Source organism: Methylobacterium sp. 4-46, from assembly GCF_000019365.1.
Taxonomy (GTDB): Bacteria; Pseudomonadota; Alphaproteobacteria; order Rhizobiales; family Beijerinckiaceae; genus Methylobacterium.
On the sequence record NC_010511.1, the window covers coordinates 4,859,721 to 4,884,698 of the forward strand.

Sequence of the window (24,978 nt, forward strand, 5' to 3'; positions counted from 1 at the left end):
TGTCGGCTGCGCTCAAGCCCCGCCGGGGCGGGCCCGCTACCGGAACGTCTTGCGCGGGTCGAACGCGTCGCGCACGGCCTCGCCGGCGAAGATCAGCAGGCTCAGCATCAGGGCGATCACCGCGAAGCCGGTGAGCCCGAGCCAGGGCGCCTGCAGGTTCGCCTTGCCCTGGGCCAGCAATTCGCCCAGCGACGGCGAGCCCGGCGGCAGGCCGAAGCCCAGGAAATCCAGGGAGGTGAGCGTGGAGATCGAGCCGTTCAGCACGAAGGGCAGGAAGGTCAGCGTCGCCACCATGGCGTTCGGCAGCAGGTGCCGGAACATGATGCGGGCATTGGACAGGCCGAGCGCCCGCGCCGCCCGCACGTACTCGAAGTTGCGCGCCCGCAGGAACTCCGCCCGCACCACCCCGACCAGCGAGACCCAGGAGAACAGCAGCAGGATCCCGAGCAGCACGAAGAAGCTCGGCGTGATGATCGACGAGATGATGATCAGCAGGTAGAGCGACGGGATCGCCGTCCAGATCTCGATCACGCGCTGGAACACGAGGTCGATCCAGCCGCCGAAATAGCCCTGCACCGCGCCGGCGAGCACGCCGACGACCGAGGAGATGATCGACAGGACGAGCCCGAACAGGACCGAGATGCGGAAACCGTAGATCAGGCGGGCGACGACGTCGCGGCCCTGGTCGTCGGTCCCGAGCCAGTTCCACTCGAGGTCCCGGCAGCCCTGCCCGCCGGCCTTCTCGGCGACGGTCCGGCACTGCGCGTCGGTGAGGAGCCAGGTCGGCGGGGCCGGGGCCGGGACCGGCAGGTCGAGGTTGTGGGTGTCGTAGGAGAAGCGGACCGCCGGCCACAGGGCCCAGCCGTTCTCGGCGATCTCCTTGCGGATCACCGGGTCGCGGTAGTCGGTGCGGGCCAGGAACCCGCCGAACTTCTCCTCCGGGTAATCGACGAAGATCGGCGTCAGCAGCTCGCCCTTGTAGAAGATCAGGATCGGCTTGTCGTTGGCGATGAAATCCGCGAACAGGCTGACGACGAACAGCACGCAGAAGATCGCGAACGACCAGGAGCCGCGCCGGTTCGCGCGGAAATTGGCGAGCCGGCGCTGGTTCAGGGGCGAGAGCCGCCGCGTGCCGGTCTCCGGCAGCAGCGGCAGCGGCAGCGGCGCCGCCGCCGGGGAGGCGAGGGGCACCGCGTCGCGTTCGGCCGGGCGGGGACGCTCGTTCATGCCGGCTTCCCCGCGCGGGTCAGTCGAGGCGCGTCGCCGTGCCCTCGATCGTGGACGGGCGCAGGCCGCCGGACCGCTCCAGGTGGCGGCGCAGCAGGCGCACGTTGCGGATATTGGCCTTGAAGGCCGCGTCGAAGAGGTCGCCGACCAGCGGCACCACGCCGACCACCCCGTCGAAGGCCACGTTCGCGGCCATCCGGGCGATCAGCCAGCGCGGCACGCCCAGGCGGCGCGCCTCCCAGATGATGTAGGAGGAGATCGCCGTGGTGATCGCGTCGCCGACCACCGGCACGAGGCCGATCAGCGCGTCGACGCCGACCCGCCGGTTGATCCCCGGGATCAGGAAGGCCGAGTCGAGGAGGTGCGCCAGCACTTCCAGCCGCGCCAGCACCTGCTCGGCATCGACGGCCTGGGCGCGGGCGGGCCGGAACGGGGGGAATTGCGCGGAGAAGCGACCGCCGGCCGTCTGCGTGAAGTCCATCGCGGGGCTCCGAGGCGAGTGCGGGATGTTCATGATCCCGCATGTGGCCCCGGCCCCGCGGCGGAACAAGGAGGGCCCGCATCAGGCGGCCCCGCGCAGCCCGGCGAGGCGCTCCAGGGCGGCGTCGAGCGTGTCGTCCCGCTTGGCGAAGCAGAACCGCACCACGTGGCGCACCGGGTCCTCGGCGTAGAAGGCGCTCACCGGGATCGCCGCGACCCCGTGCCGCCGCACCAGCCGCTCGCAGAAGGCGACGTCGTCGCTCTCCCCGAGCGGCGCGATGTCGATGTTCAGGAAGTAGGTGCCCGCCGCCGGCAGCACGGTGAAGCCGAGGTCGCGCAGCCCCGCCGCGAAGCGGTCCCGCGAGCGGGCGAGCCCCGCCCGCATCCCCTCGAAATAGGCCTCGTCCTTGCCGAGCCCGTAGGCCACCGCCTCCTGGAGGTTCGGCGGCGTGGTGAAGGTGAGGAACTGGTGCGCCTTGGCGAGCACGCGCATCAGCGGCGGGGCGGCCAGGACGAAGCCGACCTTCCAGCCGGTGAGCGAGAAGATCTTGCCCGCCGAGCCGATCTTCACCGTGCGCTCGCGCATGCCCGGCAGCGCCATCAGCGGGCGGTGGCGGCGCCCGTCGAACACCACGTGCTCCCAGACCTCGTCGCAGAGGGCCACCGCGTCGTGGCGCCGGCAGAAGGAGGCGAGGAGCGCGAGATCCGCCTCGCCGAAGATCGTCGCGGTCGGGTTGAGCGGGTTGTTGAGCAGCACCACCCGGGTGCGCGGCGAGAAGGCGGCGGCGAGCGCCGCCTCGTCCAGTGAGAAGTGCGGCGGCGTCAGCCGCACGATGCGTGGCACGCCGCCCGCCCGCCGCACCAGCGGCAGGTAGGCGTCGTACATCGGCGCGAACAGCACGACCTCGTCGCCGGGCTCGATCAGCGCCATCAGCGCGCCCGCCAGCGCCTCGGTGGCGCCGGAAGTGATCATCACCTCGCCGGCCGGATCGACGCTCAGCCCCTGCCAGCGGGCGTAATGCGCCGCCACCGCCTCGCGCAGCCCCGGCAGGCCCATCATCGGCGGGTACTGGTTCCAGCCCGAGACCACCGCCTCGGCGGCGCGGCGCCGGACGTCCTCCGGCCCCGGATCGTCGGGGAAGCCCTGGCCGAGATTGACCGCCCCCGTCTCGCGGGCGAGCGCGGACATGACCTCGAACACCGTGGTCGGCAGGTCGGCGAAGATCGGATTCATGCCCGGAGAATCGGTGCCATCGCGCGAGCGGGGAAAGGTAGGATCTCGCTAGCACGCGCGTGCCGCGTGCGAAACCGCACATCGGCCGCACCCTGTGAACTGACGAAAGTTGACAATCATCACCCGTCCGATAGGGTGTGGACATGCGGCCGGGCTGGCCGCGGTTGCAGCACCGGGCTCCGCCCCCTCGCCCGGTGCAGCGACCTTCGGCCGGCCCGGCCGTACCTTTTTCGGCCTGCCCGCTTGCGGCGCGCGCCGGGCTTGGGCATCACGGCCCGCCGAACTCCGCGCCGAGCCCCGCACCGCATCCGCCCGATGTCCGTCCGTACCTGCCTCCTCCTCGGCTGCCTCGCGGCGCTGCTCGGCCTCGGCCTGCGGCTCGGCCTGCCGGTGCGCCCGGTCGACGAGGCCTACCGGGCGACCGTGCGCGACGTCCTGGCGCAGCGCCGCCTCGTCGTCGAGCAGGGCCTGCGCTGAGCCGCGCGGGCGGTCCCGCGCGCCGGCCCGAGGGGCCGCGTTCAGCAATCATGGCGCAACATCGCGGCCGTACTGGCGTCTCATTGCCGTGGCGGATGACCAGGGTGATGGCGTGACGCAGCGGCGGGGTGCGGGCGGCGCCCTATACCGCCGGGACGGGACAGATCACGGGGGCGACGGGCGGGGGTGCCGTCCGGTGGGTTGAGAGGCAGCGGGTCGACGCCATGAACGAATTGTCTCCCATCCGCACCGACGACGCCGTCGAGGCGGGGTCGCGGCGGCGTCGGCGCTGGCCCTTCTGGCTCCTGGTGCTGCTCGCCCTCGCGGGGGGCGGGGTCTGGGCCTTCCGCGACTCCCTGCCGAACGGGTTCCAGTTCCAGGTGAAGCAGGCGGCCAAGCCCGAGATGGGCCGACGCGGCGGCCGGCGCTTCGCGGGCGGGGACGGGCCCCAGGCGGTCGGCGTCGCCACCGTGGTCACCGGCGAGATGCCGGTGGTGCTCTCCGGCCTCGGCACGGTGACGCCGCTCGCCACCGTCACGGTGCGCTCCCAGGTCAGCGGCTACCTCACCAGGATCGGCTTCCGCGAGGGGCAGCACGTCAGGGAAGGCGATTTCCTGGCCCAGATCGACGTGCGGCCCTACGAGGCGCTGCTCGCCCAGTACCAGGGTCAGCTCCAGCGCGACCAGGCGCTGCTGCAGAACGCGCGCCTCGACCTCACCCGCTACCAGACCCTGAACCGCCAGGATTCGATCTCCAAGCAGAACGTCGACACCCAGGCCGCCACGGTGAAGCAGTACGAGGGCGTCGTGGCCTCGGACCAGGCGCAGATCGACCAGCAGAAGCTGAACATCCAGTACGGGCGCATCACCGCGCCGGTCGACGGCCGGGTCGGCCTGCGGCAGATCGACCAGGGCAACTACGTCACGGCGGCCTCGACCAGCATCGTGGTGGTGACTCAGCTGCAGCCCATCTCGGTGCTGTTCACCCTGCCGGAGGACGTGCTGGCCCGGGTGATGGCCCGCCTGCGCGGCGGCGCGAAGTTGCCGGTGCGCATCTTCGACCGCAGCGACACGGCGGAGATCGCCAGCGGCATGCTCGACACGGTCGACAACCAGATCGACGTGACCACCGGCACCGTCAAGCTGCGGGCGCTGTTCCCGAACGCGGACGACCGGCTGTTCCCGAACCAGTTCGTGAACGCCAAGCTCCTGGTCGACACGGTGCGGGACGCGCCGGTGATCCCGGCGGCGGCGGTGCTGCGGGGCACGCCCGGCACCTTCGTGTACCTGCTCGGCGAGGACGGCAAGGTCTCGGTGCGGCCGATCACGGTCGGCGAGACGGACGGCAATCGGACCGTGGTGACGTCCGGGCTGAAGCCCGGCGACCAAGTGGTGGTCGACGGGACGGACCGCCTGCGCGACGGGGCCGAGGTGAAGGTGGCGGCGCGCGCCGCGCCCGAGGCGAGGGCGGGCGGGGCGGAGCCGGCGGCCAGGCCGGCCGCGGAGCCGGCCGCGGGCGAGGCGCGCCCCCGCGCCGAGGCCGAGGCGCCGCCGGCCGAGGGCGAGCGCCCGCACCGGCGGCGGCGGCCGCCGACGCCGTGAGGCGCGCCGCGTGAACCCCTCCCGCCTCTTCATCCTGCGCCCGGTCGCCACCACGCTCCTGATGCTGGCGATCCTGCTCACCGGGCTCCTGTCCTACCTGAACCTGCCGCTCTCGGCCCTGCCCTCCGTCGATTACCCGACGATCCAGGTCCAGACCTTCTACCCGGGCGCCAGCCCCGAGGTGATGACCTCGGCCGTGACCGCCCCGCTCGAGCGGCAGTTCGGGCAGCTTGCCAACCTCAACCAGATGACCTCGCAATCCTCCGCGGGCGCCTCGGTCATCACGCTCCAGTTCAACCTCGACCTCTCTCTCGACATCGCCACCCAGGAGGTGCAGGCCGCGATCAACGCGGCCGGCAACCTGCTGCCGAGCGACCTGCCGGCCCCGCCCGTCTACGCCAAGGTGAACCCGGCCGACGCGCCGATCCTCACCCTCGCGCTCACCTCCAAGACCCTCGCGCTCACCCAGGTTCGCGACCTCGCCGAGACGCGCCTCGCCCAGAAGATCTCGCAGGTGGCCGGGGTCGGGCTCGTCACCATGGCGGGCGGGCAGCGCCCCGCCGTGCGGGTGCGCTTCAATTCCCGGGCGCTCGCCGCCTACGGCCTCAACATCGACGACCTGCGCACCACGATCGCCAACCTGAACGTCAACACGCCCAAGGGCACGATCGACGGGCCGGCCCAGTCCTTCGCCATCAACGCCAACGACCAGATCCGCGACCCCGCCGTCTACCGGGACGCGATCATCGCCTACCGCAACGGCGCCCCCGTGACGCTCTCGGCCGTCGCCGACGTGGTCGAGGGGCCGGAGAACACCAAGCTCGGCGCCTGGATGGACACGACCCCCGCCATCATCCTCAACATCCAGCGCCAGCCCGGGGCCAACGTCATCGCGGTGGTGGACCGCATCAAGGCGCTGCTGCCGCAGCTCCAGGCGACCCTGCCGGCCGCGATCCAGGTCACCCCGCTCACCGACCGCACGGTGACGATCCGCGCCTCCGTGCACGACGTGCAGATGGAGCTGCTGCTCGCCATCGCGCTCGTCGTGCTGGTGATCTTCCTGTTCCTGCGCTCGCTGCCCGCGACCCTGATCCCGAGCCTGTCGGTCCCGCTCTCCCTGGTCGGGGCGCTCGCGGTCATGGACCTGTGGGGCTTCTCCCTCGACAACCTCTCGCTGATGGCCCTCACCATCGCCACCGGCTTCGTGGTCGACGACGCCATCGTGGTGATCGAGAACATCGCCCGCCACGTGGAGGAGGGCGCCTCGCCCTTCGAGGCGGCCCTCAAGGGCTCGGAGGAGATCGGGTTCACCATCATCTCGCTGACCGTGTCGCTGCTCGCGGTGCTGATCCCGCTCCTGTTCATGGGCGAGGTGGTGGGGCGGCTCTTCCACGAATTCGCGATCACGCTCGCGGCGACCATCGTCATCTCGGGCATCGTCTCGCTCACCCTGGTGCCGATGCTCTGCGCCCGGCTGCTGCGCCACGCGCCGCCGCGGGCGCGGCGCGAGGGCCGCCTCGCGCGGGCCGGGCGCTGGACCATGGAGGCGGGGATCGGCCTCTACGGGCGCACCCTGCGCGGCGTGCTGAACCACCAGGGGCTCACCCTCGTGGTGGCGCTCGGCACCCTCATCCTCACTTTCCACCTCTACGTCGTCATCCCGAAGGGCTTCTTCCCGGTCCAGGATACGGGCCTGATCCAGGGCATCTCGCAGGCCGACCAGACCGTGTCCTTCGCGGCCATGGCCGAGCGCCAGCAGCGCCTCGCCGAGGCGATCCTGAAGGATCCGGACGTGGTCAGCGTCTCGTCCTTCATCGGGGTCGACGGCCAGAACGTGACCCTCAATTCGGGCCGCTTCCTCATCAACCTGCGCCCCCGCGAGGCGCGGGCGGAGCACGCGGGCGCCATCATCCGGCGGATCGCGGCGCGCACCGCCGAGGTTCCGGGCACCACCCTCTACATGCAGCCGGTGCAGGACCTCACCATCGACACGGCGGTGAGCCCCACCCAGTACCAGTTCATCCTGGAGAATCCGGACCTCAACGCCTTCGAGGCCTGGGTGCCGCGCTTCGTCGAGCGGCTGCGGCGCATCCCGGACCTCGCCGACGTGGCGAGCGACCGGCAGGCGAACGGGCTCGCCGCCCACATCACCATCGACCGCGCCACCGCGGGCCGCTACGGCATCACGCCGGCCTCGGTCGACAACGCCCTCTACGACGCCTTCGGGCAGCGCATCATCTCGACCATCTTCACCCAGTCGAACCAGTACCGGGTGATCCTCGAGGCCGATCCCGACCTGCACCGCACGCTCGCCTCCCTCAACCGGATCTACCTGCCCTCCTCGACGGCGCAGAACGGTCAGGTGCCGCTCTCGGCGATCGCGACCGTGACCGAGAAGCGGGCCCCGCTGCTGATCAGCCATCTCGGCCAGTTCCCGGCGACCACGATCTCGTTCAACCTCGCCCCCGGCGCCTCGCTCGGCCCGGCCGTGGCGGCGATCGAGGCGGCGCGGGCCGAGATCGGCCTGCCGGACAGCTTCCAGCTGGTCTTCCAGGGCTCGGCGCTGGCCTTCCAGTCCTCGCTCAAGAACACGCTGTTCCTGGTGCTCGCCGCCATCGTCACGGTCTACATCGTGCTCGGCGTGCTCTACGAGAGCTTCATCCACCCGATCACCATCCTGTCGACCCTGCCCTCGGCCGGGATCGGGGCGCTCGCCGGGCTGATGCTGTTCGGGCTCGACCTCGACATCATCGGCATCATCGGCATCGTGCTGTTGATCGGCATCGTGAAGAAGAACGCCATCATGATGATCGACTTCGCGCTCCAGGCGGAGCGCGAGGAGGGGAAGAGCCCGCGCGACGCGATCTACGAGGCCTGCCTGCTGCGCTTCCGGCCGATCATGATGACCACCTTCGCGGCCCTGTTCGCGGCGGTGCCGATGATCTTCGGCAGCGGCACGGGGGCGGAGCTGCGCCAGCCCCTGGGCATCTCGATCGCGGGCGGGCTGATCGTGAGCCAGGTGCTCACGCTCTACACCACGCCGGTGATCTACCTCGCCTTCGACCGCCTCGCCCGCCGCCTGGGCGGCCGGCGCCGGGGCGGGCTCGCCCCGGGCGGGGCGGTGCCGTGACGGCGCGCCGCGCCCTCGCGGCCGCCCTTCGGGCGGCCATTGTCCGGGCGGCAAGCTCTCGGGCTTCAAGCTCCCGGGCGTCCCGCCCGTCGGCGGGACGGCTCCGGCGCGGCGCGGGTCGGCGCGCGACGGGGAGCGGCGCCCCGTGAACCTGTCCCGCCCCTTCATCCTGCGCCCGGTCGCGACGACGCTGCTCAGCATCGGCGTGCTGCTCGCCGGGCTGTTCGCCTTCCTGCGCCTGCCGGTGGCGCCGCTGCCGCAGGTCGATTTCCCGACCATCCTGGTCCAGGCGCAGATGGCCGGCGCCAGCCCGGAGACCATGGCGGCGACCGTCGCGGCCCCCCTGGAGCGCCGCCTCGGCCAGATCGCCGACGTCGACCAGATGACCTCGACGAGCTCGACCGGGCAGACCCGGATCGTGCTCCAGTTCTCCCTCGACCGCGACATCAACGGGGCCGCCCGCGACGTCCAGGCGGCGATCAACGCGGCCCGGGCCGACCTGCCGACGGCGCTCCGCCAGAACCCGACCTACCGCAAGTTCAACCCCGCCGACGCGCCGATCCTGATCGTCGGCCTCACCTCGAAGACCCTGAACCCGTCCAGCCTCTACGACAGCGCCGCCACGGTGGTGCAGCAGAAGCTGTCCCAGCTCGAGGGGATCGGCAATGTCGACGCGAGCGGCTCCTCGCTGCCCGCGGTGCGGGTGGAACTCGAGCCGGGCGCGCTCTTCCACTACGGAATCGGGCTCGAGGGCATCCGGGCCGCGATCGCGAGCGCCAACGCCAACTCGCCGAAGGGCGCGATCGAGACCGTCACCCGCCGCTACCAGCTCTACGCCAACGACCAGGGCCGGGTCGCGGCCGATTACCAGGACATCGTCGTCGCCTACCGCAACGGCGCGGCCGTGCGCCTGCGCGACGTGGGCGAGGTCGTCGACGGGGTCGAGGACCGGCGCAACCTCGGCCTCGTCAACGGCCGGCCCGGCGTGCTGCTCATCGTCTACAAGCAGCCGGGCGGCAACGTCGTCGAGACGGTCGACCGGCTCAAGGCGGCGCTGCCGCAGATCAAGGCGGCGCTGCCGGGCGACATCGACCTCGTCGTCACCGGGGACCGCAGCCTCACCATCCGGGCCTCCCTGCGCGAGGCCGAGCGCACCCTGATGATCTCGGTCGGGCTCGTGATCCTGGTGGTGTTCGTGTTCCTGCGCTCCGCCCGCGCGACCCTGATCCCGGCCGTCGCCGTGCCGGTCTCCCTCGTCGGCACCTTCGCGGCGATGTACCTGTGCAACTACAGCCTCGACAACATCTCGCTGATGGCGCTGATCATCGCGGCCGGCTTCGTGGTCGACGACGCCATCGTGGTGCTGGAGAACATCCAGCGCCACATCGAGGAGGGCAGGCCGCGGCTGGAGGCGGCCCTGCTCGGCGCCCGGGAGGTCGGCTTCACGGTCCTGTCGATGAGCCTGTCGCTCGTCGCGGTCTTCATGCCGATCCTGCTGATGGGCGGGCTGATCGGCCGCTTCTTCCAGGAATTCGCCGTGGTCCTGTCCCTGGCGATCCTGATCTCCCTCGTCCTGTCGCTCACCACGACGCCGATGATGTGCGCCCGGCTCCTGCGCCCGGAGCCGCACGGGCGGCGCCCGAACCTCCTGGCGCGGGGGCTGGAGGCCGGGTTCGACTGGGTCTTGCGCGGCTACGGGCGCAGCCTCGGCTTCGCCCTGCGCCACGGCGCCCTCGTCATGCTGGTCATGGTCGGGGCGATCGCGCTCAATGTCTGGCTGTTCGTGATCGTGCCGAAAGGCTTCTTCCCGCAGCAGGATGCGGGCCAGATGATCGGCGGCATCCAGGCCGACCAGCGCATCTCCTTCCAGGCGATGAGCGCCAAGCTCAAGCAGGCGACCGACATCGTGCAGGCCGATCCGGCGGTGGAGAGCGTCGTCGGCTTCACCGGCGGGCGCGGCACCAACTCGGCCAACGTCTTCGTCGGGCTGAAGCCCCTCGGCACCCGCGACCCGATCGCCCAGGTCATGGGGCGCCTGCGCCCCAAGCTCGCCGCCATCCCGGGCGCCCGGCTCTACCTGTTCCCGCGCCAGGACTTCATGGTCGGCGGCCGGCAATCCTTCTCGCAGTTCCAGTACACCCTGCAGGGCGATGCCGGCGAGGAGCTCTACGCCTGGGCCCCGAAGCTGGTCGAATTGCTGCAGAAGGACCCGATCTTCACGGACGTCACCTCCGACCAGCAGCAGGGCGGGCTGGAGAGCCGGCTCGTCGTCGACCGGGCGACCGCCTACCGCTACGGCCTGACGCCCGACCTGATCGACAACACCCTCTACGACGCGTTCGGCCAGCGCCAGGTCTCGACCATCTACAACGCGCTCAACCAGTACCGGGTGGTGATGGAGATCGCGCCCCGCTACCTCGGCAACCCGGAGACGCTGAAGCAGATCTACGTCTCGACCTCGGGCGCGCGGGCGCGGGGCTCGGCCTCGACCAACGCCGTGGCCGGCACCGTGCAGAGCGCCCAGATCGCCGCGGGCGACGCGAGCGCCGCCGCCGCCGCGGTCGCGACCGACTCGGCCCGCAACGCCGCCACCAACGCCATCGCGGGCAAGGCCGGCGCCTCCTCGGCCGCCGCCGTGAGCAGCGCCAAGGAGACGATGGTGCCGCTCTCGGCCTTCTCGCGCTTCGAGAGCGGCACCGCCCCGGTCCAGGTCAGCCACCAGGGCCTGTTCGTGGCGACCACGCTCTCGTTCAACCTCGCGCCAGGCAGGACGCTCGGCGACGCGACGGCGGCGATCGAGGCGCACATGCGCGCGCTGCGCATGCCGGCGACCATCCACGGCGAGTTCGCGGGCGCGGCCAAGAGCTTCCAGGCCTCCTCGTCGCGCCAGCCGCTGCTGATCCTGGCGGCCCTGCTCACCGTCTACGCGGTGCTCGGCATCCTCTACGAGAGCTTCGTCCACCCGATCACCATCCTGTCGACCCTGCCCTCGGCCGGGATCGGGGCGATTCTCGCCCTGATGCTGACGGGGGAGGAGTTCGGGGTGATCGCCCTGATCGCGATCTTCCTGCTGATCGGCATCGTCAAGAAGAACGCCATCATGATGATCGACTTCGCCCTCGACGCGCAGCGCTCCCGCGGCGTCGATCCGCGCGAGGCGATCACCCAGGCCTGCCTCTTGCGCTTCCGTCCGATCCTGATGACAACGCTCGCGGCGCTGCTCGGCGCGCTGCCGTTGATCCTCGACGGCGGCGAGGGCTCCGAACTGCGCCGTCCGCTCGGCATCGCCATCGTGGGCGGCCTCATCGTGAGCCAGGTCCTGACCCTCTACACGACCCCCGTCGTCTACCTCGTCCTCGACCGGCTGCGGCTGCGCGTGACGCGCCGCCCCTCCGGCCCGACGCCGCTGCCCGCGCCGGCCGAATGAGCGCCCTGCCCGCACGAATCGGGGCGGCGATCCTGCCGCCGCTGCTGCTCGGCGGCTGCCTCGTCGGGCCCGACTACGCGCGCCCGTCGGTCGAGACGCCGCTCGCCTACAAGGAGGGCGGGGCGCCCGCCACCGCCATGCCGGGCCGCCACTGGCGCCCGGCCCGGCCCCGCGACGAGGCGGATCGCGGCGATTGGTGGCGCGTCTACCGCGACCCGGCCCTCGACCGGATGATCCGCCTCATCGACGTTGACAACCAGTCGCTCCGCAACGCGGTCGCCGCCTACCGGCAGGCCCGGGCGCTGGTCCAGGAGGCGCGGGCGCAGCTCTTCCCCACCGTGCTCGGCGCACCCGGCATCAGCCGGTCGCGCAGCGCCGGGATCGAGCGCACGACCCTGACGCTGCAGGGCTCGGCGAGCTGGGAGCTCGACCTGTTCGGGCGCGTGCGGCGCCAGATCGAGAGCGACGTCGCCGCCGCCCAGGCGAGCGCCGCCGACATCGCCGCGGTGCGCCTCGCCACCCAGGCGGAACTCGCCAGCACCTATTTCCAGCTGCGCTACCAGGAATCGCTGCAGCGGCTCCTCGACCAGACGGTGCAGGCCTACCAGCGCTCGCTCGCCATCGCCGAGAACCAGTACGCCGCCGGAGTGGCGGCCCGCTCCGACGTGATCACCGCCCAGACGCAGCTCCAGACCACCCAGGCCCAGGCCATCGCGGTCGGGTTGCAGCGGGCGATCTTCGAGCACGCCATCGCGACGCTGATCGGCAGGCCGCCCTCCGAGGTGTCGCTGGCGCGGGCTCGCCTCGCCGCGGCGCCGCCGAGCGTGCCGGTGAGCCTGCCCTCCGACCTCCTGGAGCGGCGCCCGGACGTCGCCGCGGCCGAGCGCGCGGTGCAGAGGCAGAGCGAGCAGATCGGCGTCGCCGTGGCGGCCTTCTACCCGACCGTCACGCTCTCGGCCAATGGCGGCATCGCGGGGGACCCGGCCCGCAACTTCTTCTCGGCCGCCAACACCTTCTGGTCGGTGGCGGCGAACGGCTCGCAGGTGCTGTTCGACGGCGGCGCCCGCGGCGCCGCCCTGCAGGCGGCCCGGGCCGCCTACGACGCCAACGTCGCGACCTACCGGCAGACCGTGCTCACCGCCTTCCAGGAGGTCGAGAACGGCCTGTCCGGCCAGCGCATCCTGGCCCGCCAGGCCGCCGCCCAGAACGTCGCCGTGGAGAGTTCCCGCCGGGCGGTCGAGATCGCCCTCAACGAGTACCGGGCCGGCACCCAGAACTACACGACGGTGGTGACCGCGCAGGCCCTGGCGCTCAGCAACGAGGTCACGGCGCTGCAGATCCTGCTCAACCGTTTCACCAACTCGGTCTCGCTGATCCGGGCGCTCGGCGGCGGCTGGGACATCCGGGCGCTCCCGAGCGGCGACGAGCTGAAGGGCTTCCGCACGCTGCCGATCGATACCGGGCAGGCGCTGCGCCCCGACGAGTAGCGCTTCCTCATCCCGGCCATCAGGGCCGATGACCGTTGCCGTCACTCGACCAGCCGCACGTCCCGGTCGACCTTGTTCGTGGTCGTGCAGGTCACGGAGTAGACGAAATCCTGGTAGTTGAAATCGCCGCCATCCTCCCAGTACTGCGTCGAGCCGCCGGGGTCGTAGCATTTGCCCTGGATCCTGATCCACTGGGACGAATTCGAACTGTCTGAGTAGTAGACGGACGGGTTGACGTGCAGGCCGCGATAGCTCGGGTCCTTGTAGACGACCATCTTGAAGCCGTACGTCTTGTAGTTGCTGACCGGCTGAGTGAAGGTCTGTGGAGGCGGCGGATTGTAGGATTTTGTGGCGGTTCCCCCGGCAGGATAGTTGTAATCATATTGCAGGACTAGGCTCTCGCTGAGGAGATTGCCGTTGCCGTCGCGCGTGAAGAAGTAGATGTCCTTGTCGAATGCGCCCTGCGCCGACAGAACCTTGAAGGTGATGGTGGAGATCTTGAGGGTCGTGGTTCCCTTCGCGGTGGATCTGAACGAGAGGTCGAGCGACCGCACTCCGATGATCGAGACGACGGTGGTCCTCATCGTGGCGGTCGCCTCGGCGGTGACAGTCCCGTCGGGATTCTGGGTGAAGGTCAGGCGCGTGATCGTCAGCGGGTCGCTTCCGGGCGCGGCGCCGTCGAGCGCGTAGGCGAAGCTGGCGCTGGTCTTGAAGGCTTGGCGGCCGAAATCCGCGTCGAAGCTGGTGTTGCCGACCACCGCCATGACCGCGCCGTCGAGGGCGGCCTGGACCTTGCCGCGGTAGGCCAGGGCCCTCTGCAGATCGATGCCGCACCCGATCGCCAGCAGCACGGCCGGCATCATCCCGGCGAACATGATCCCGATCGTGCCTCGCGCATCGCTGCGCCAGCCGGGCACGGCGCGTCGGACACGCACGGGGGACACCTCGATCATGCCGAATTCCTCACGTCAGACGCAGAGTTCGTGGTCGCACACGGCCTCGTTGCGCCCCGAGAATGAGATTAAAAGCTTGATCGATCCTTGATGGGCTGTCAGAGTCTCCGCCTTATCGGGAGTTTGATGCCGTCCTTATCGGCGAGTACAAGCAGAATGACCGCGGATAAAGCGGTGGTGCGTCGGCGGTCGAACCGAAGTCTAAGAGACTATATCGTAGACTTTGCGTCATCGATCGGCCGTTCGGATGGTCGACGCGATCACGGAGGGACGGCGCGGCGGCCGCGGGCGCGACGGGATCGCAGCGGGCCTCAATCGGGGAGGCGTGCCCAGCGATCGGATCGCGTCCGCCCGCGCGCAGCGGCCGACGAGGGGCCGTGCGCTCCCGTCGGGCCGGGCGTGCGATGCCGTTGTCCGGCGATCCGTTCGGCCCCTTGGTGGCACCCACCCCTCCCTCGTGCCGAGAGGGCGTGAGGACCATTACCGTGCGGCCTCACGATCCTGGGCTTCGCTCAGGCGCCGGCGGGCTCGTGATCCGATGGGTCCCTTGCGGATGGCGGATGTGGGCTCCGGGCAAGGGCCGCGCGGGCGCGTGATCCGGGATCCGCTTCGATCGACCGGATCCCGGATCAGCCCTCGTCCAGTTCCAGCACCGCGAGGTCGTCGTGGTGGAGCAGGAGCACGTCGGTCGCCGCGGCGAGCTTGCGGGCGGCCGGGGTGAAGCCCGCATTCGAGACCACCGCCGCCCAGTCGGCGCTCCAGTAGCTGCGCGCCGCCACCACCTCCTGCACGGCGGCGTTGCCGACCGGCTTCGTGTAGCGCTTGCACTGCAGGACGAGGCGCACGCCGCGCTGCTCGGCGATCACGTCGGCGCCCTGGTCGCCCGAGGCGCGCGTCGCGCGCGCGGCCCAACCGGCGCGCTCCAGCAGCGCGGCGCAGTAGCGCTCGTAGGCGATCCCGTCGTCGGGCAGCTCCTCCTCGGGCCCGGCCGGCGCCAGCGAGGCCGCCTCCACGATCGCCACGAGGTCGGCGCGGCGCTCGGGGATCAGGTCGGCGTAGCCCTCCGCCTCCAGCCGCGGCACCAGGGTGCGGGCGATGTAGTAGGCGCGCTCGCGCTCCCACCCGTCGAGGATCAGGTTGTCGTAGGCGTCGAGGTAGCTCTCCTGGCGGCGGCGGAGGGCGAGCACCTCCCGGTGCCGGGCGACGAGGGCGCGCGCGCGTCGCCGGAAGCGGCGCCCGCGGCCGAGGCGGCGGACCAGGATGACCGCGAGCGCGAGGCCGCCCGCCGCCAGCGCCGCCCGCCCGATCCACAGGCTCGCGAGGGTGCCGGCCACCACGGGCCAGAAGGCGAGATCGGCGATGCTGCGCGGCGCGGCCATGCGGGCTCCTCGGGCGGGAATCTGGCCGGGCGGGGCTGCGGGCGCCCTAAACCGGCGCGGATCCGGGCGGCCATCCACAGGCGTCTTTCGCCCGGGACCGATCAGCGCAAGGGCGGTGGGCTCCCTTGCGCGGCTTCCGGCCATTTCCGATGCTCGCCGCTCCGGCCCCGCGACTCCGCGCCCGGCCGAGGGAGCCCCCGATGCGGCGATCGAGCCTCGCCTGTCTCGCCCTGCTCCTGTGCTGCGCCGTCGGGCGCAGCGCGGAGGCGCCGGTCGAGGTCGACGTCGCCCTCGTCCTCGCCGTCGACGTCTCGCTCTCGATGACGGCGGAGGAGCAGCTGGTCCAGCGCAGCGGCTACGTGGAGGCCTTCCGCTCGGCGGTGGTGCAGAGGGCGGTCGGCCTCGGCCAGATCGGGCGCATCGCGGTGACCTACGTGGAATGGGCCGGCGTCGGCAACCAGCGCGTCGTGGTGCCCTGGACGCTGATCGGCTCGCCCGAGGAGGCCGCCTCCTTCGCCGAGCGCCTCGCCCAGAGCCCGCCGCGCCGCTCGACCTGGACCTCGATCGCCAGCGCCATCGACTTCTCGGTCGGGCTGTTGTCGCATGGCGGCTTCGCGCCGCTGCGGCGGGTGATCGACGTGTCGGGCGACGGGCCCAACAACCAGGGGCGGCCCGTGACCCGCGCCCGCGACGACGCGGTCGACAGGGGCATCACCATCAACGGCCTGCCGCTGATGATCCGCGAGCCGTCCGGCCCCTGGGACATCAAGGACCTCGACCTCTACTACCGCGACTGCGTGATCGGCGGCCCGGGCAGCTTCATGATCCCGGTGCGGGAGCGCGAGCAATTCGCCGAGGCGATCCGCGTGAAGATCGTGCGCGAGGTCGCCGAGCGGGGCGCCGCCGCGCCCCTCCGGCGGACCCAGGCCGCCTCGCCGACGAACTGCCTCGTCGGCGATCGGCCGAGCCCTGACTGGGATTAACGTCTTAGCTGGGCCGCGGCGGCGGAGCGGGTCAGGCGCCGTCGCGCCGGCCGCCCCCCGTGCGCCGCCGCTGCTGGCCGAGACCCATGGTCTTCGCCAGTTCGGACCGCGCCGCCGCATAGTTCGGCGCCACCATCGGATAATCCGGAGCAAGGTTCCACCGCGCCCGGTACTCCTCCGGCGTCAGACCATATCGGCTGCGCAGATGGCGCTTCAGTGACTTGAACTTCTTCCCATCCTCGAGACAGATGAGATAGTCCGGGGTGATCGACTTCTTGATCGGCACGGCCGGGGTCAGAGGTTCGGGCTTTTCTTCTGCCGGATCCTTGCCGAGACGCCCGAGCGTCTCGTGAACCGAGGCGATCAGCGCCGGCAAATCCGCCATTGGCACCGAGTTCTTGCTCACGAACGCCGACACAATGTCGGCGGCCAATTCGATGTAGTCCGTCGACGCCTCACTCTCACTCATCCTGCCGATCCCCTGTACCGGATGCAACGCGCTCAGACACAGACGTTCCCCACATAACGTGCGCTTGCGTCAGGGATGGTCTGTCTCTTCCAGATCAACCGACTATTGCGTCCGCCGCGTTCACGCAAGAGGGTACTAGAACGACTCCCATAGTATTCCCAGCTTAGGCTGCGCGCGCGCATCAGCGTGGCCATGTCGCAACGTATGTAAGTCGCCCGATTCTGTCGTCGCCACCTCAGCTGAGCCGATCTAGCCAAGGTCGGGCGTCATCGGCGGAAGGGCGGACCATTTTAGGATGGCCGCGCTCCGCGCCGCGGTCCCTCCGTGCCATTGTGCGGGATCGCCGCGGCCGGCGGGCGAGCGATCGCGGCATGTGTGGAAAAAAACCTATACACCGGTCCCGACGAACCAGAATGTAGTCTTTCACATAAGTTATTGCGGTCGGCCCGGAACTTCCAGTCGCCGCGGCGTCGCGCCCGGATCCGGCCACGACGCGCCGGTCCGGCGTCGTCCGGCGCGGCGCCGAGCACAGGGGTTGAACTTGGAGCGGGGGCCGGTCGCGGGCGCACCGCGCCCCGCGGGCGCGCCGAAGCTTGGCCTCATCTTCGGCGCGCCGGGCGCCGGCGGCCGGGCCGGGCTCCGCGCCGCTGCCGCGCGGCCGCCGTGAATCAGCGGGCGGCCCGCATCCGTCCCGCCGCGCCGGATCCCGCGGCGGCCGCCTCGGGGAGCGCGTCGCGGGCGAGGGAGGCCACGGCCAGGGTCTGGTCCCGCCCGCGCAGGGTGTGCCGCCCGAGCGGCGTCGCGCGCACGCCCGGCGGCAGGTGGGGCAGCAGGTCGAGGAGATCGGCCGAGATCAGGACGGGCGCGTCCAGGGTGCGGCAAAGGGTCTCGATCCGCGCGGTCACGTTCACGGCGTCACCGAAATACGCGATCTTGTGCCGGTCGACCCCGACCTCGGCGGTGACCACCGAGCCGCCGTGCAGGGCGGCGCGCACCTCCGGCACGACGCCGAACCGCTCGCGCCACGCGGCCGAGTCCCGCGTCAGCGCTTCCCGAATCGCGAACACGCAGGCCACGCAGCGCGCATCCTGCAGGCCGCGGGCCATCGGCCAGGTGATCATCGCCATGTCGCCGATGAAGTCGTCCGTCGAGCCCTGGTAGCGGCGGACGGGTTCGGCGACGGCCGCGAAGACGGCCGACAGGTACGCCTGCGCCTTCAGGTCGCCGCGGGTCTCCGCGTAGGCGGTGGACCCGACCACGTCGACGAACAGGAAGATGCGCTCCTCCTCGACCGGCCGGTGGTAGCGCCCGATCATCAGGTTGACGAAGACCTCGGCGCCGATCAGGTCGCGCATGCGGACCACGAAGACGAGCAGGGCCGACACCGCGAGGGCGTAGACGAGGGCGCGGGGTGAGGGGATGACGGCGTCGACGAAGCGGTCGCGGCTGAGCCCCGTGCCCCACACGAGCAGGCCGCCGAGCCCGTGCCCGAGAGCGATCATCCCCACATAGGCCAGTTCGGCGAGGGGCACGTAGAGGAGGGTGGGCAGCTGCCGGCAGCGGGCCTGGAGGCGCGGCACCAGCAGGCCGCGCTCCAGGAGGAGGCCGCACACGCCGATGCAGAAGCCGTAGACCGCGGCGACGACCGGGATGCCGTTGCTGAAGAGCGCGTCGTACACGAGCCCCGCGCCGGTGCTGAGCGCCAGCATGGCGACCCAGAACCAGACGTGGTGCGGGATCAGGCCGGGGGAGGCCTGGGACGGACGGCGTCGAGCCGTCGCGGCCGGGGTGTCGAGCGGAGCGGCGCGGGTCACCCGTGGGGTCTCCCTGAGACGGGGCGTGCGCCCATCCCCTGCCAGCGGATTGGGGCTGTTTTCGGAAGGTCACCCCCTCCGGGCCCCGCCCGCTCTGGAACCGTTGAGCCTAAGGCGACGTTTGAGCGGTCGAACAACCTTGACCCAGGAGCATCCCATGCGCATCCGCAGCCTCTGCCTCGCGCTCGCCACCGCCCTCGCGGCGGGCCCGGCCCTCGCCGAGGACGTCACGATCATCCGCCGCGACCCGCCCCCGGTCGAGCGCTCGACCGTGATCGAGAAGCGCTCGGTCGAGAGCACCGGGTCGGTCGGCGGCTGCGAGACCAAGACCGTCCGCAAGGAGAACGAGTTCGGAGACTCGAAGACGGTGCGCAGCGAGCGCTGCGACTGAGGCGGACGGGGCGCCGGGCTCACGCCCGCGCCCACTCTCCCGAGCGGGGCGCCGGCTTACTTCAGGAGCCGCGCGAGCGCCTTGCCGGCCGGGGTGGCGAGTTCCTTGGCGTCGAGCGTGCCGTCAGTGTCCGGGTCCGCCGCCTTGAAGCGCGCCTCGACCAGGGCGAGGTACTCGTCCTTGGTGAGGGTGCCGTCATTGTCCGGGTCCGCCGCCTTCAGCTCCTTGCGGCTCAGCCGGCCCTTCAGCTCCGTGGCGTCGACCGTGCCGTCATTGTCCTTCTCGGCCGCCTCGAAGACCTTGGTGGCGGCCGCCTTGGCTTCGGTCAGGTCGATCGTGCCGTCCGAATCCGTGTCGACCGCCGTGATCGTGCGGTTTCCCGCCTTCGGCTTGGCCTCGGCCGCCCCGCAGGCCAGCAGCGGCGATACGGCCAGCAGACCCGCGAGCAGCACGGTCCGGTACGAAGACATCCTCATCGTCGCCTCTCTCGTCCCATCGGGCGGGTGACCGCGCTTCCCCGGCGTCGGATCGGGCTCCGCCCGACGTCACAAATAGGTCCGCCGCGCTGCGGTGCAACCGGTCTTCCGTCACGGCGAGGGCCGCTCCGCCAGCACCTTGTCGACCCGGCGGCCATCCATGTCGACCACCTCGAAGCGCCAGCCCTCGCGCTCGAACGTGTCGCCGGCGGTCGGGATGCGGCCGAGTTCGGAGATCACGTAGCCGGCGAGGGTCGAGTACTCGTCGGTGTCGGGAGCTTGGCTGAAACCGAGGCGCTCGAAGGCCTCCACGGCCGGCATCATCCCGTCGATCAGGAGCGAGCCGTCCTGGCGCTCGACCACCATCGGCTCCTCGTCCTCGGCGTCCGGAATGTCGCCCGCGATCGCCTCCAGCAGGTCGGTCTGCGTCACGATCCCTTCGAGATTGCCGTACTCGTCGACGACGATCGCCATCCGGACCGGCTTGGCCTTGAAGGTCTCCAGCACCCGCAGGATCGGCATCGCCTCGTGGACGACGATCGGCTCGCGGACCAGCCCGGCAATGTCCGGCTCGGCGCCGTCCAGGATCTGGTTGAGGATGTCCTGCTTGCGCAGCACGCCGACGATCTCGTGGATCTCGCCGCGGCTCGCCACCAGGGCCTCGTGGCGGCACGCGCGGACCGAGTCGAGGATCGCCTCCCGCGGCTCCTCGACATCGACCCAATCGACCTCGTGCCGCGGGGTCATGATGTCCCTGATGCGGCGCTCGCCGATCCCGAAGATCCTCGCCACCGCCTCCTGCTGCGCCTCCTGGATCAGCCCGGCCTCCTGGCTCGCCGCCACCAACAGGGTCAGTTCGGCGGGCGAGTGCAGCGAATCCTCGCCCGTGCCCGGCTGCAGGCCGCACAGGCGCAGCACGCCGTTGCCGAGCCCGTTCAGGAAGGCGATGGCCGGCCGGAACAGGATCAGGAACAGGCGCAGGGGGCGCACCACCACCAGGGCGGTGCGCTCGCTGCGCTGGAGGGCGAGGCTCTTGGGCGCCAGTTCGCCGAGCACGATGTGGAGGGCCGTGATCACCACGAAGGCGATCGCGACCGCGATCGCGTGGGCGCTCGCGATGCCGAGGGGGGAGGGCAGCCACGCCAGCAGCGGCTCGATCAGGTGGGCCAGGGCCGGCTCGCCGACCCAGCCGAGGGCGAGCGACGAGATGGTGATGCCGAGTTGCGTCGCCGCGAGATGCGCGTCGAGGTGATCGGTCGCGCGCTGCAGGGCGGCGGCATTGGCCCTCCGCTCCGCCACGAGTTCCTGAACCCGGCTGCGCCGCACCGCCACCAGGGCGAATTCGGCCGCGACGAAGAACCCGTTCGCGAAGACGAGGAACACGACGGCGAACAGGCCGAGGCCGGTTCCCCAAGCGCTGTCGGAAAAAATCACCGCCTCCCGTGGCGTGGCGCAACGACACCTCGGCAGGTGGTCGCAGGCCCCGTCATACCGTGACTGCACCCACCGGGCTACGGCCCGCGGGACGGCGGGCTCACAGCACGACCTGGTCGTTGAAGGTCTCGGGCCGGAACGGCAGCTTGAACGCGACCGCGATGCCGCCGTCGAGGTGGCGCACCACCGTGGCGAAGCGCTTGCCGACCGTGACGGTGGCGCCCACGGCCGGGCGGGCCGCCATCGCCACGGCGGCGCCCGACATCGAGAGGTCGATCAGGGTGCCGGGCAGGAGCGCGCCGTCCGGCAGCTTCACCTCAACGGCCTTGGTCACCGGCACGATGCGCGCGTCGCTGCGCTGGTCGATGCGGCCGTTCGCCCGCGCCGCCAGCCAGTCGAGCCGGGCCGCGATCCGGGCGCGGCGCTCGGGCGACACCTCGATCGCGACGACGAAGCCGGTGGGCGTCAGGGACCGGATCACGCCCGTGATCGCCCCGATCGTGTCGAGGTAGATGGTGACCGGATCGCCGAGGAGCCCCGGCACGGCGGCGAGCAGGTCGGCCTCCGCCGGCGAGAGGCTCCGCGTCTCGCAGGCATGCTCGTCGCCGTTCGGCAGAAGGTAGCGGCCCGCGATCCGCAGGAGCACGGGCGCCGGTCCGGCCCGGCGGGAATCCGGTGAGCTGACCCGTTCTGACGTCTGCACCATGACACCCCGCCCGGTCCGAAGCGCCTCCCCGGACATCGACCCGCCGGCCGCCACGCCGGCAGCACCGGCCGGTCGCGGCCCGCCCCGACTCCGCGCGGTCACTCTGCCCGCCCGACGTTGCGAATTGGTTGTTGCGATCGCCGACTCGCGAGGCGGGCGCGCCGCCGGCCGCTCTCCGTCCATGCCCCAAGGGCGAACTCTCTCCCGGGATCCGTCCGCGCCCCCCTGCGGCGGTCGCGGCGGCGGCCCCGGCGATCCGGCCCGCATAAAGGATGTTCATCTTTGCCATGTTTCTTGCAGGACGCTGGGGAACGTGGAGAGAACCGGACGATGCTCGACGTGGCGACATTGCTGGCCGTCGCGACGTGCCTCTGTTTCATCGTCGGCCTGCTGTTCCTCCTGTCCTGGCGCCAAGCGCCCCGGACCCGGGCGCTCGCGATCTGGGGCGTCGGGCATCTGCTCGCGGCGGTTGCATCGGTCCTCCTCGCGGGGCAGGGCACGCTGCCCGACCTGGTCTCCATCGGCCTCGCGAACGCGCTGATGCTGGGCGCCTTCGGCCTGATGTGGAGCGGCGCGCGCAGCTTCGAGGGGCGCCGGACGCCCCTCGCCGCCCTGGCGGCCGCCCCCGCCCTCTGGTGCGCGGCCTGCGCGGTCCCGGCTTTCCTGGCGAGTTCCTCGGGGCGGGTGATGCTCGTCGCGGCCCTCGCGGCGGTGCCGTGCGGCCTCACCGCGCGCGAGATCTGGCGCGGGCGCGGGGAGCCGCTCGTCTCCCGCCTCCCGGCGGCCGCCCTGACGGCGAGCGAGGCGCTCCTCTTCGTGGTCCGGATCCCGCTCACCGCCCTGCGGCCGCCGAGCGAGCCCTATCCCCTCACGCTCCCGGGGATGGGCGCCCTGGTCCTGCTGGGCCTGCTCTACACGGTGGCGCTGGCCTTCCTGTTCCTGGCCCTGGCCAAGGAGCGGCTCGAATGGCAGCAGCGGCTCAGCGCGCTCACCGATCCGCTCACCGGGGCGCTCAACCGGCGCGGCCTGGAGCAGGCCGCCGCCTGCGTGCTGGCGGGCGGGCCGGCGACGCTCCTCCTCCTCGATCTCGATCACTTCAAGCGCGTGAACGACACCTACGGGCACGGGGTCGGGGACGAGGTGCTCGTCGCCTGCGCTGCCGCGATGCCGGGGTGTCTCCCGCCGCGGGCGGTGATCGGGCGCCTGGGCGGCGAGGAATTCGCCTGCCTGCTGCCGGACGGGGAGGGGGCGGGGGAGATCGCCGAAGCGATCCGGCGGGCCGTGGCGGCGCTGCGCCTGGAGCGCGCGCCGGACCTGCACGTGACGGCGAGCATCGGCGCCGCGCGGGGCGGTTCGGAGCTTCAATGCCTGATCGCCAGGGCCGATCGGGCGCTCTACCGCGCAAAGCGCGGCGGTCGCAACCGCGTCGCCTGGGATCCCGACCGCGTCGGGCCGCCTCCCGATCTCGACCTCGCGTCGTGATCCGACATCCGACGGGTTGCGTCGCCATGCGGAGTTCGGCTTCGCTCAAGCGCCGCGCGGGCGAGGGAGCCTGGCCGGCGCGCCTGCGGCCGGGGCCGATGCACCGCGGCATCGTTGCCGCGAAAACCACCGGCCCGCGCCCCGGATCGCTCGGAAATGCGGCCGGAGCCGTTGTCTCGGCGGCGGGATTGTATTGTTGATATCCTGCACGCAAGGATACTCGCCTGCCGATGGTGCTCGATGCCGCGACGCTGATGCTCGTGACGATGTTCGTCACGCTGATCGTCGGCCTGCTGTTCCTGCTGTCGTGGCGGCAGGCGCGGCAGACCCGGGCCCTGGCGATCTGGGGCTTCGCGCATCTCCTCGGGGCCGCGGGCTCGGCGCTGATCTCCGGGCGCGGCCTGATCCCGGACGCGCTGTCGGTCGGGCTCGCCAACGCCATCATGCTGGGCGCCTACGCGCTGATCTGGAGCGGCGCCCGCAGCTTCGAAGGGCGCGGGACCTCCCCGGCCGCGCTCCTCGCCGCGCCGCTCCTCTGGCTGGCCGCCTGCGCGGTACCTGATTTCTACGCCTCGATGACCGCGCGGATCGTCGGCGCCTCCGGCGCCGCCGCCCTGCTCTGCGGCCTGACCGCGTGGGAGATCTGGCGAGGGCGGGACGAGCCGCTGGTCTCGCGCGCGCCCGCCGCCGCGGTGGTGGGGAGCGAGGCGCTGCTCTACGCCGTGCGCATCCCGGCCACCCTGACCTTCCCGGTCCCCGCCGGGAACCCGCTGGTCAGCCCCTGGGTGGCGGTGCTCTGCTTCGCGGCCCTGCTCTACACGGTGGCGATCGCCTTCCTGTTCATGGCGCTGGCCAAGGAGCGGCTCGAATGGGAGCAGCGGCTGAGCGCCCTCTCCGACCCGCTCACCGGCGTTTGCAACCGCCGCGGCCTGGAGGTGCGGGCCGCCTCCCTCCTGGCGAGCGGGCGGGCGACGCTGCTGCTGTTCGACCTCGACCACTTCAAGCGCGTGAACGACACCTACGGGCACGCGATCGGCGACGCGGTGCTGGTCGGCTTCTGCGCCGCCGCCCAGGCGCTGCTGCCGCCCCAGGCGGTGCTGGCGCGGCTCGGCGGCGAGGAATTCGCCTGCCTGCTCCCCGCCGACGCCGCGGCCGGCCCGATCGCCGAGACGATCCGGCGGGCGGTCGCGGCGCTGCGGCCGGATTGCGAGCCGGGCCTGCGCATCACGGTGAGCGTCGGCGCTGCCCGGGGCGGCACCAGCCTGGAGCGGCTTCTCGCGCGGGCGGACGCGGCGCTCTACGAGGCCAAGCGCCTCGGCCGCGACCGCGTGGTCTGGGCCGCGGGCGCCCGGCGGGGAGACCGCGCGCTCAGCGCGGCCTCGTGAGCTCGGCGAGGGCCGCCTCCTCCTCCGGCGACAGGGAGGCCGGCCGCGCGGGCCGGCGGCGCCGGGCGCGCAGCCACAGGCCGAGCCCGCCGAGGGCGAGCACCGCCGGGGGCGTGAGCCAGAGCACGGCCGTGTGCCACGCCAGGACGGGCCGCAGCAGCACGAATTCCCCGTAGCGCCGCACGACGTAGTCGACCACGGCCTGATCGTCGTCGCCCTGGCGCAGGCGCTCGCGCACGATCAGCCGCAGGTCGCGGGCGAGCGGCGCGTCGGAATCGTCGATCGACTGGTTCTGGCAGACGAGGCAGCGCAGGCCCGCCGAGATGTCGCGCGCCCGCGCCTCGAGCTGCGGGTCGGCCATCACCTCGTTCGGCTGCACCGCCCGGGCGGCGGGGGCGAAGGCGAGGAGCAGCAGGAGGGCGACGGGGAGGAGACGCGGCATC

The 24,978-nt window shown here is 71.8% G+C and carries 20 protein-coding genes; 9 read left to right on the forward strand and 11 right to left on the reverse strand.

Going from position 1 to position 24,978, the window contains the following annotated elements; all coding sequences use genetic code 11:
• Positions 1-36: 36 nt before the first annotated feature.
• From M446_RS21125 to M446_RS21135, 3 genes are all read right to left on the reverse strand, one after another.
• Positions 37-1,227 (reverse strand): ABC transporter permease, encoded by a 1,191-nt coding sequence (locus M446_RS21125; protein WP_012334142.1) that lies wholly within the window; start codon positions 1,225-1,227, stop codon positions 37-39.
• 19 nt (positions 1,228-1,246) lie between these two features.
• A complete protein-coding gene (locus M446_RS21130; protein ID WP_012334143.1) occupies positions 1,247-1,708 on the reverse strand; it encodes a DUF4112 domain-containing protein in 462 nt (153 codons plus the stop codon).
• A gap of 81 nt (positions 1,709-1,789) precedes the next feature.
• Positions 1,790-2,941: an aminotransferase gene (locus M446_RS21135; RefSeq protein WP_012334144.1), complete on the reverse strand. Its 1,152-nt coding sequence runs from the start codon at positions 2,939-2,941 to the stop codon at positions 1,790-1,792.
• A gap of 315 nt (positions 2,942-3,256) precedes the next feature.
• On the opposite strand from M446_RS21135, the gene M446_RS38250 reads away from it, so the two are divergent.
• From M446_RS38250 to M446_RS21155, 5 genes are all read left to right on the forward strand, one after another.
• The gene (locus tag M446_RS38250; protein WP_012334145.1) at positions 3,257-3,418 is read left to right on the forward strand and encodes a hypothetical protein; all 162 of its coding nucleotides are present in this window, start codon (positions 3,257-3,259) and stop codon (positions 3,416-3,418) included.
• Between the two features lie 224 nt (positions 3,419-3,642).
• Complete coding sequence (locus M446_RS21140; protein ID WP_012334146.1) at positions 3,643-5,019, forward strand: MdtA/MuxA family multidrug efflux RND transporter periplasmic adaptor subunit; 1,377 nt, start codon at positions 3,643-3,645, stop codon at positions 5,017-5,019.
• A 10-nt stretch (positions 5,020-5,029) separates the two neighbouring features.
• Positions 5,030-8,149 (forward strand): multidrug efflux RND transporter permease subunit, encoded by a 3,120-nt coding sequence (locus M446_RS21145; protein ID WP_012334147.1) that lies wholly within the window; start codon positions 5,030-5,032, stop codon positions 8,147-8,149.
• A gap of 145 nt (positions 8,150-8,294) precedes the next feature.
• Positions 8,295-11,576, forward strand: coding sequence for an efflux RND transporter permease subunit (locus M446_RS21150; RefSeq protein ID WP_012334148.1), 3,282 nt, complete (start codon positions 8,295-8,297; stop codon positions 11,574-11,576).
• Positions 11,573-13,063 carry an efflux transporter outer membrane subunit gene (locus M446_RS21155; protein WP_012334149.1) on the forward strand — a complete coding sequence of 497 codons (1,491 nt, stop codon included), beginning with the start codon at positions 11,573-11,575 and terminating at the stop codon, positions 13,061-13,063. The genes M446_RS21150 and M446_RS21155 overlap by 4 nt, the downstream gene beginning before the upstream one ends.
• 41 nt (positions 13,064-13,104) lie before the next feature.
• Here M446_RS21155 and M446_RS21160 read toward each other — a convergent pair whose 3' ends face one another.
• Positions 13,105-14,016: a TadE/TadG family type IV pilus assembly protein gene (locus tag M446_RS21160; protein ID WP_012334150.1), complete on the reverse strand. Its 912-nt coding sequence runs from the start codon at positions 14,014-14,016 to the stop codon at positions 13,105-13,107.
• 629 nt (positions 14,017-14,645) lie between these two features.
• Positions 14,646-15,395 carry a restriction endonuclease gene (locus tag M446_RS21165; RefSeq protein ID WP_012334151.1) on the reverse strand — a complete coding sequence of 250 codons (750 nt, stop codon included), beginning with the start codon at positions 15,393-15,395 and terminating at the stop codon, positions 14,646-14,648.
• A 200-nt stretch (positions 15,396-15,595) separates the two neighbouring features.
• On the opposite strand from M446_RS21165, the gene M446_RS21170 reads away from it, so the two are divergent.
• Positions 15,596-16,378, forward strand: coding sequence for a DUF1194 domain-containing protein (locus M446_RS21170; RefSeq protein ID WP_012334152.1), 783 nt, complete (start codon positions 15,596-15,598; stop codon positions 16,376-16,378).
• A gap of 31 nt (positions 16,379-16,409) precedes the next feature.
• Here M446_RS21170 and M446_RS21175 read toward each other — a convergent pair whose 3' ends face one another.
• Both M446_RS21175 and M446_RS21180 read right to left on the reverse strand, forming a co-directional pair.
• Positions 16,410-16,847, reverse strand: coding sequence for a MucR family transcriptional regulator (locus M446_RS21175; RefSeq protein ID WP_012334153.1), 438 nt, complete (start codon positions 16,845-16,847; stop codon positions 16,410-16,412).
• A gap of 668 nt (positions 16,848-17,515) precedes the next feature.
• On the reverse strand, positions 17,516-18,589 hold the full coding sequence (locus M446_RS21180) for an adenylate/guanylate cyclase domain-containing protein (protein WP_026190476.1): 1,074 nt from the start codon (positions 18,587-18,589) through the stop codon (positions 17,516-17,518).
• A 229-nt stretch (positions 18,590-18,818) separates the two neighbouring features.
• Between M446_RS21180 and M446_RS21185 the strand changes: the two genes are divergently transcribed.
• Positions 18,819-19,052: a hypothetical protein gene (locus M446_RS21185; RefSeq protein WP_012334155.1), complete on the forward strand. Its 234-nt coding sequence runs from the start codon at positions 18,819-18,821 to the stop codon at positions 19,050-19,052.
• A gap of 56 nt (positions 19,053-19,108) precedes the next feature.
• On the opposite strand, the gene M446_RS21190 is transcribed toward M446_RS21185, so the two are convergent.
• The 3 genes from M446_RS21190 to M446_RS21200 all read right to left on the reverse strand — a co-directional run bounded on the left by M446_RS21190 (position 19,109) and on the right by M446_RS21200 (position 21,608).
• On the reverse strand, positions 19,109-19,528 hold the full coding sequence (locus M446_RS21190) for an EF-hand domain-containing protein (RefSeq protein ID WP_012334156.1): 420 nt from the start codon (positions 19,526-19,528) through the stop codon (positions 19,109-19,111).
• 111 nt (positions 19,529-19,639) lie between these two features.
• The gene (locus M446_RS21195; RefSeq protein ID WP_012334157.1) at positions 19,640-20,962 is read right to left on the reverse strand and encodes a hemolysin family protein; all 1,323 of its coding nucleotides are present in this window, start codon (positions 20,960-20,962) and stop codon (positions 19,640-19,642) included.
• Positions 20,963-21,062: 100 nt separating this feature from the next.
• Positions 21,063-21,608 (reverse strand): PilZ domain-containing protein, encoded by a 546-nt coding sequence (locus M446_RS21200; RefSeq protein ID WP_018259828.1) that lies wholly within the window; start codon positions 21,606-21,608, stop codon positions 21,063-21,065.
• 390 nt (positions 21,609-21,998) lie between these two features.
• Between M446_RS21200 and M446_RS21205 the strand changes: the two genes are divergently transcribed.
• Entirely contained in the window at positions 21,999-23,150 is a 1,152-nt protein-coding gene (locus M446_RS21205; protein WP_012334159.1) for a sensor domain-containing diguanylate cyclase, read from the forward strand.
• A 230-nt stretch (positions 23,151-23,380) separates the two neighbouring features.
• Positions 23,381-24,535 (forward strand): sensor domain-containing diguanylate cyclase, encoded by a 1,155-nt coding sequence (locus M446_RS21210; RefSeq protein WP_012334160.1) that lies wholly within the window; start codon positions 23,381-23,383, stop codon positions 24,533-24,535.
• On the opposite strand, the gene M446_RS21215 is transcribed toward M446_RS21210, so the two are convergent.
• Positions 24,519-24,977, reverse strand: a complete 459-nt coding sequence (locus M446_RS21215; protein ID WP_012334161.1) for a cytochrome c-type biogenesis protein — start codon at positions 24,975-24,977, stop codon at positions 24,519-24,521. The two genes, M446_RS21210 and M446_RS21215, sit on opposite strands and share 17 nt — an antisense overlap.
• Position 24,978 lies beyond the last annotated feature (1 nt).

Excerpts from the sequence above, each read along its gene's own strand:
- M446_RS21125 (WP_012334142.1), bottom strand. The coding sequence starts at position 1,227 with ATGAACGAGCGTCCCCGCCCGGCCGAACGCGACGCGGTGCCCCTCGCC.
- M446_RS21130 (WP_012334143.1), bottom strand. The coding sequence starts at position 1,708 with ATGGACTTCACGCAGACGGCCGGCGGTCGCTTCTCCGCGCAATTCCCC.
- M446_RS21135 (WP_012334144.1), bottom strand. The coding sequence starts at position 2,941 with ATGAATCCGATCTTCGCCGACCTGCCGACCACGGTGTTCGAGGTCATG.
- M446_RS38250 (WP_012334145.1), top strand. The coding sequence starts at position 3,257 with ATGTCCGTCCGTACCTGCCTCCTCCTCGGCTGCCTCGCGGCGCTGCTC.
- M446_RS21140 (WP_012334146.1), top strand. The coding sequence starts at position 3,643 with ATGAACGAATTGTCTCCCATCCGCACCGACGACGCCGTCGAGGCGGGG.
- M446_RS21155 (WP_012334149.1), top strand. The coding sequence starts at position 11,573 with ATGAGCGCCCTGCCCGCACGAATCGGGGCGGCGATCCTGCCGCCGCTG.
- M446_RS21160 (WP_012334150.1), bottom strand. The coding sequence starts at position 14,016 with ATGATCGAGGTGTCCCCCGTGCGTGTCCGACGCGCCGTGCCCGGCTGG.
- M446_RS21165 (WP_012334151.1), bottom strand. The coding sequence starts at position 15,395 with ATGGCCGCGCCGCGCAGCATCGCCGATCTCGCCTTCTGGCCCGTGGTG.
- M446_RS21170 (WP_012334152.1), top strand. The coding sequence starts at position 15,596 with ATGCGGCGATCGAGCCTCGCCTGTCTCGCCCTGCTCCTGTGCTGCGCC.
- M446_RS21175 (WP_012334153.1), bottom strand. The coding sequence starts at position 16,847 with ATGAGTGAGAGTGAGGCGTCGACGGACTACATCGAATTGGCCGCCGAC.
- M446_RS21185 (WP_012334155.1), top strand. The coding sequence starts at position 18,819 with ATGCGCATCCGCAGCCTCTGCCTCGCGCTCGCCACCGCCCTCGCGGCG.
- M446_RS21190 (WP_012334156.1), bottom strand. The coding sequence starts at position 19,528 with ATGAGGATGTCTTCGTACCGGACCGTGCTGCTCGCGGGTCTGCTGGCC.
- M446_RS21205 (WP_012334159.1), top strand. The coding sequence starts at position 21,999 with ATGCTCGACGTGGCGACATTGCTGGCCGTCGCGACGTGCCTCTGTTTC.
- M446_RS21210 (WP_012334160.1), top strand. The coding sequence starts at position 23,381 with ATGGTGCTCGATGCCGCGACGCTGATGCTCGTGACGATGTTCGTCACG.
- M446_RS21215 (WP_012334161.1), bottom strand. The coding sequence starts at position 24,977 with ATGCCGCGTCTCCTCCCCGTCGCCCTCCTGCTGCTCCTCGCCTTCGCC.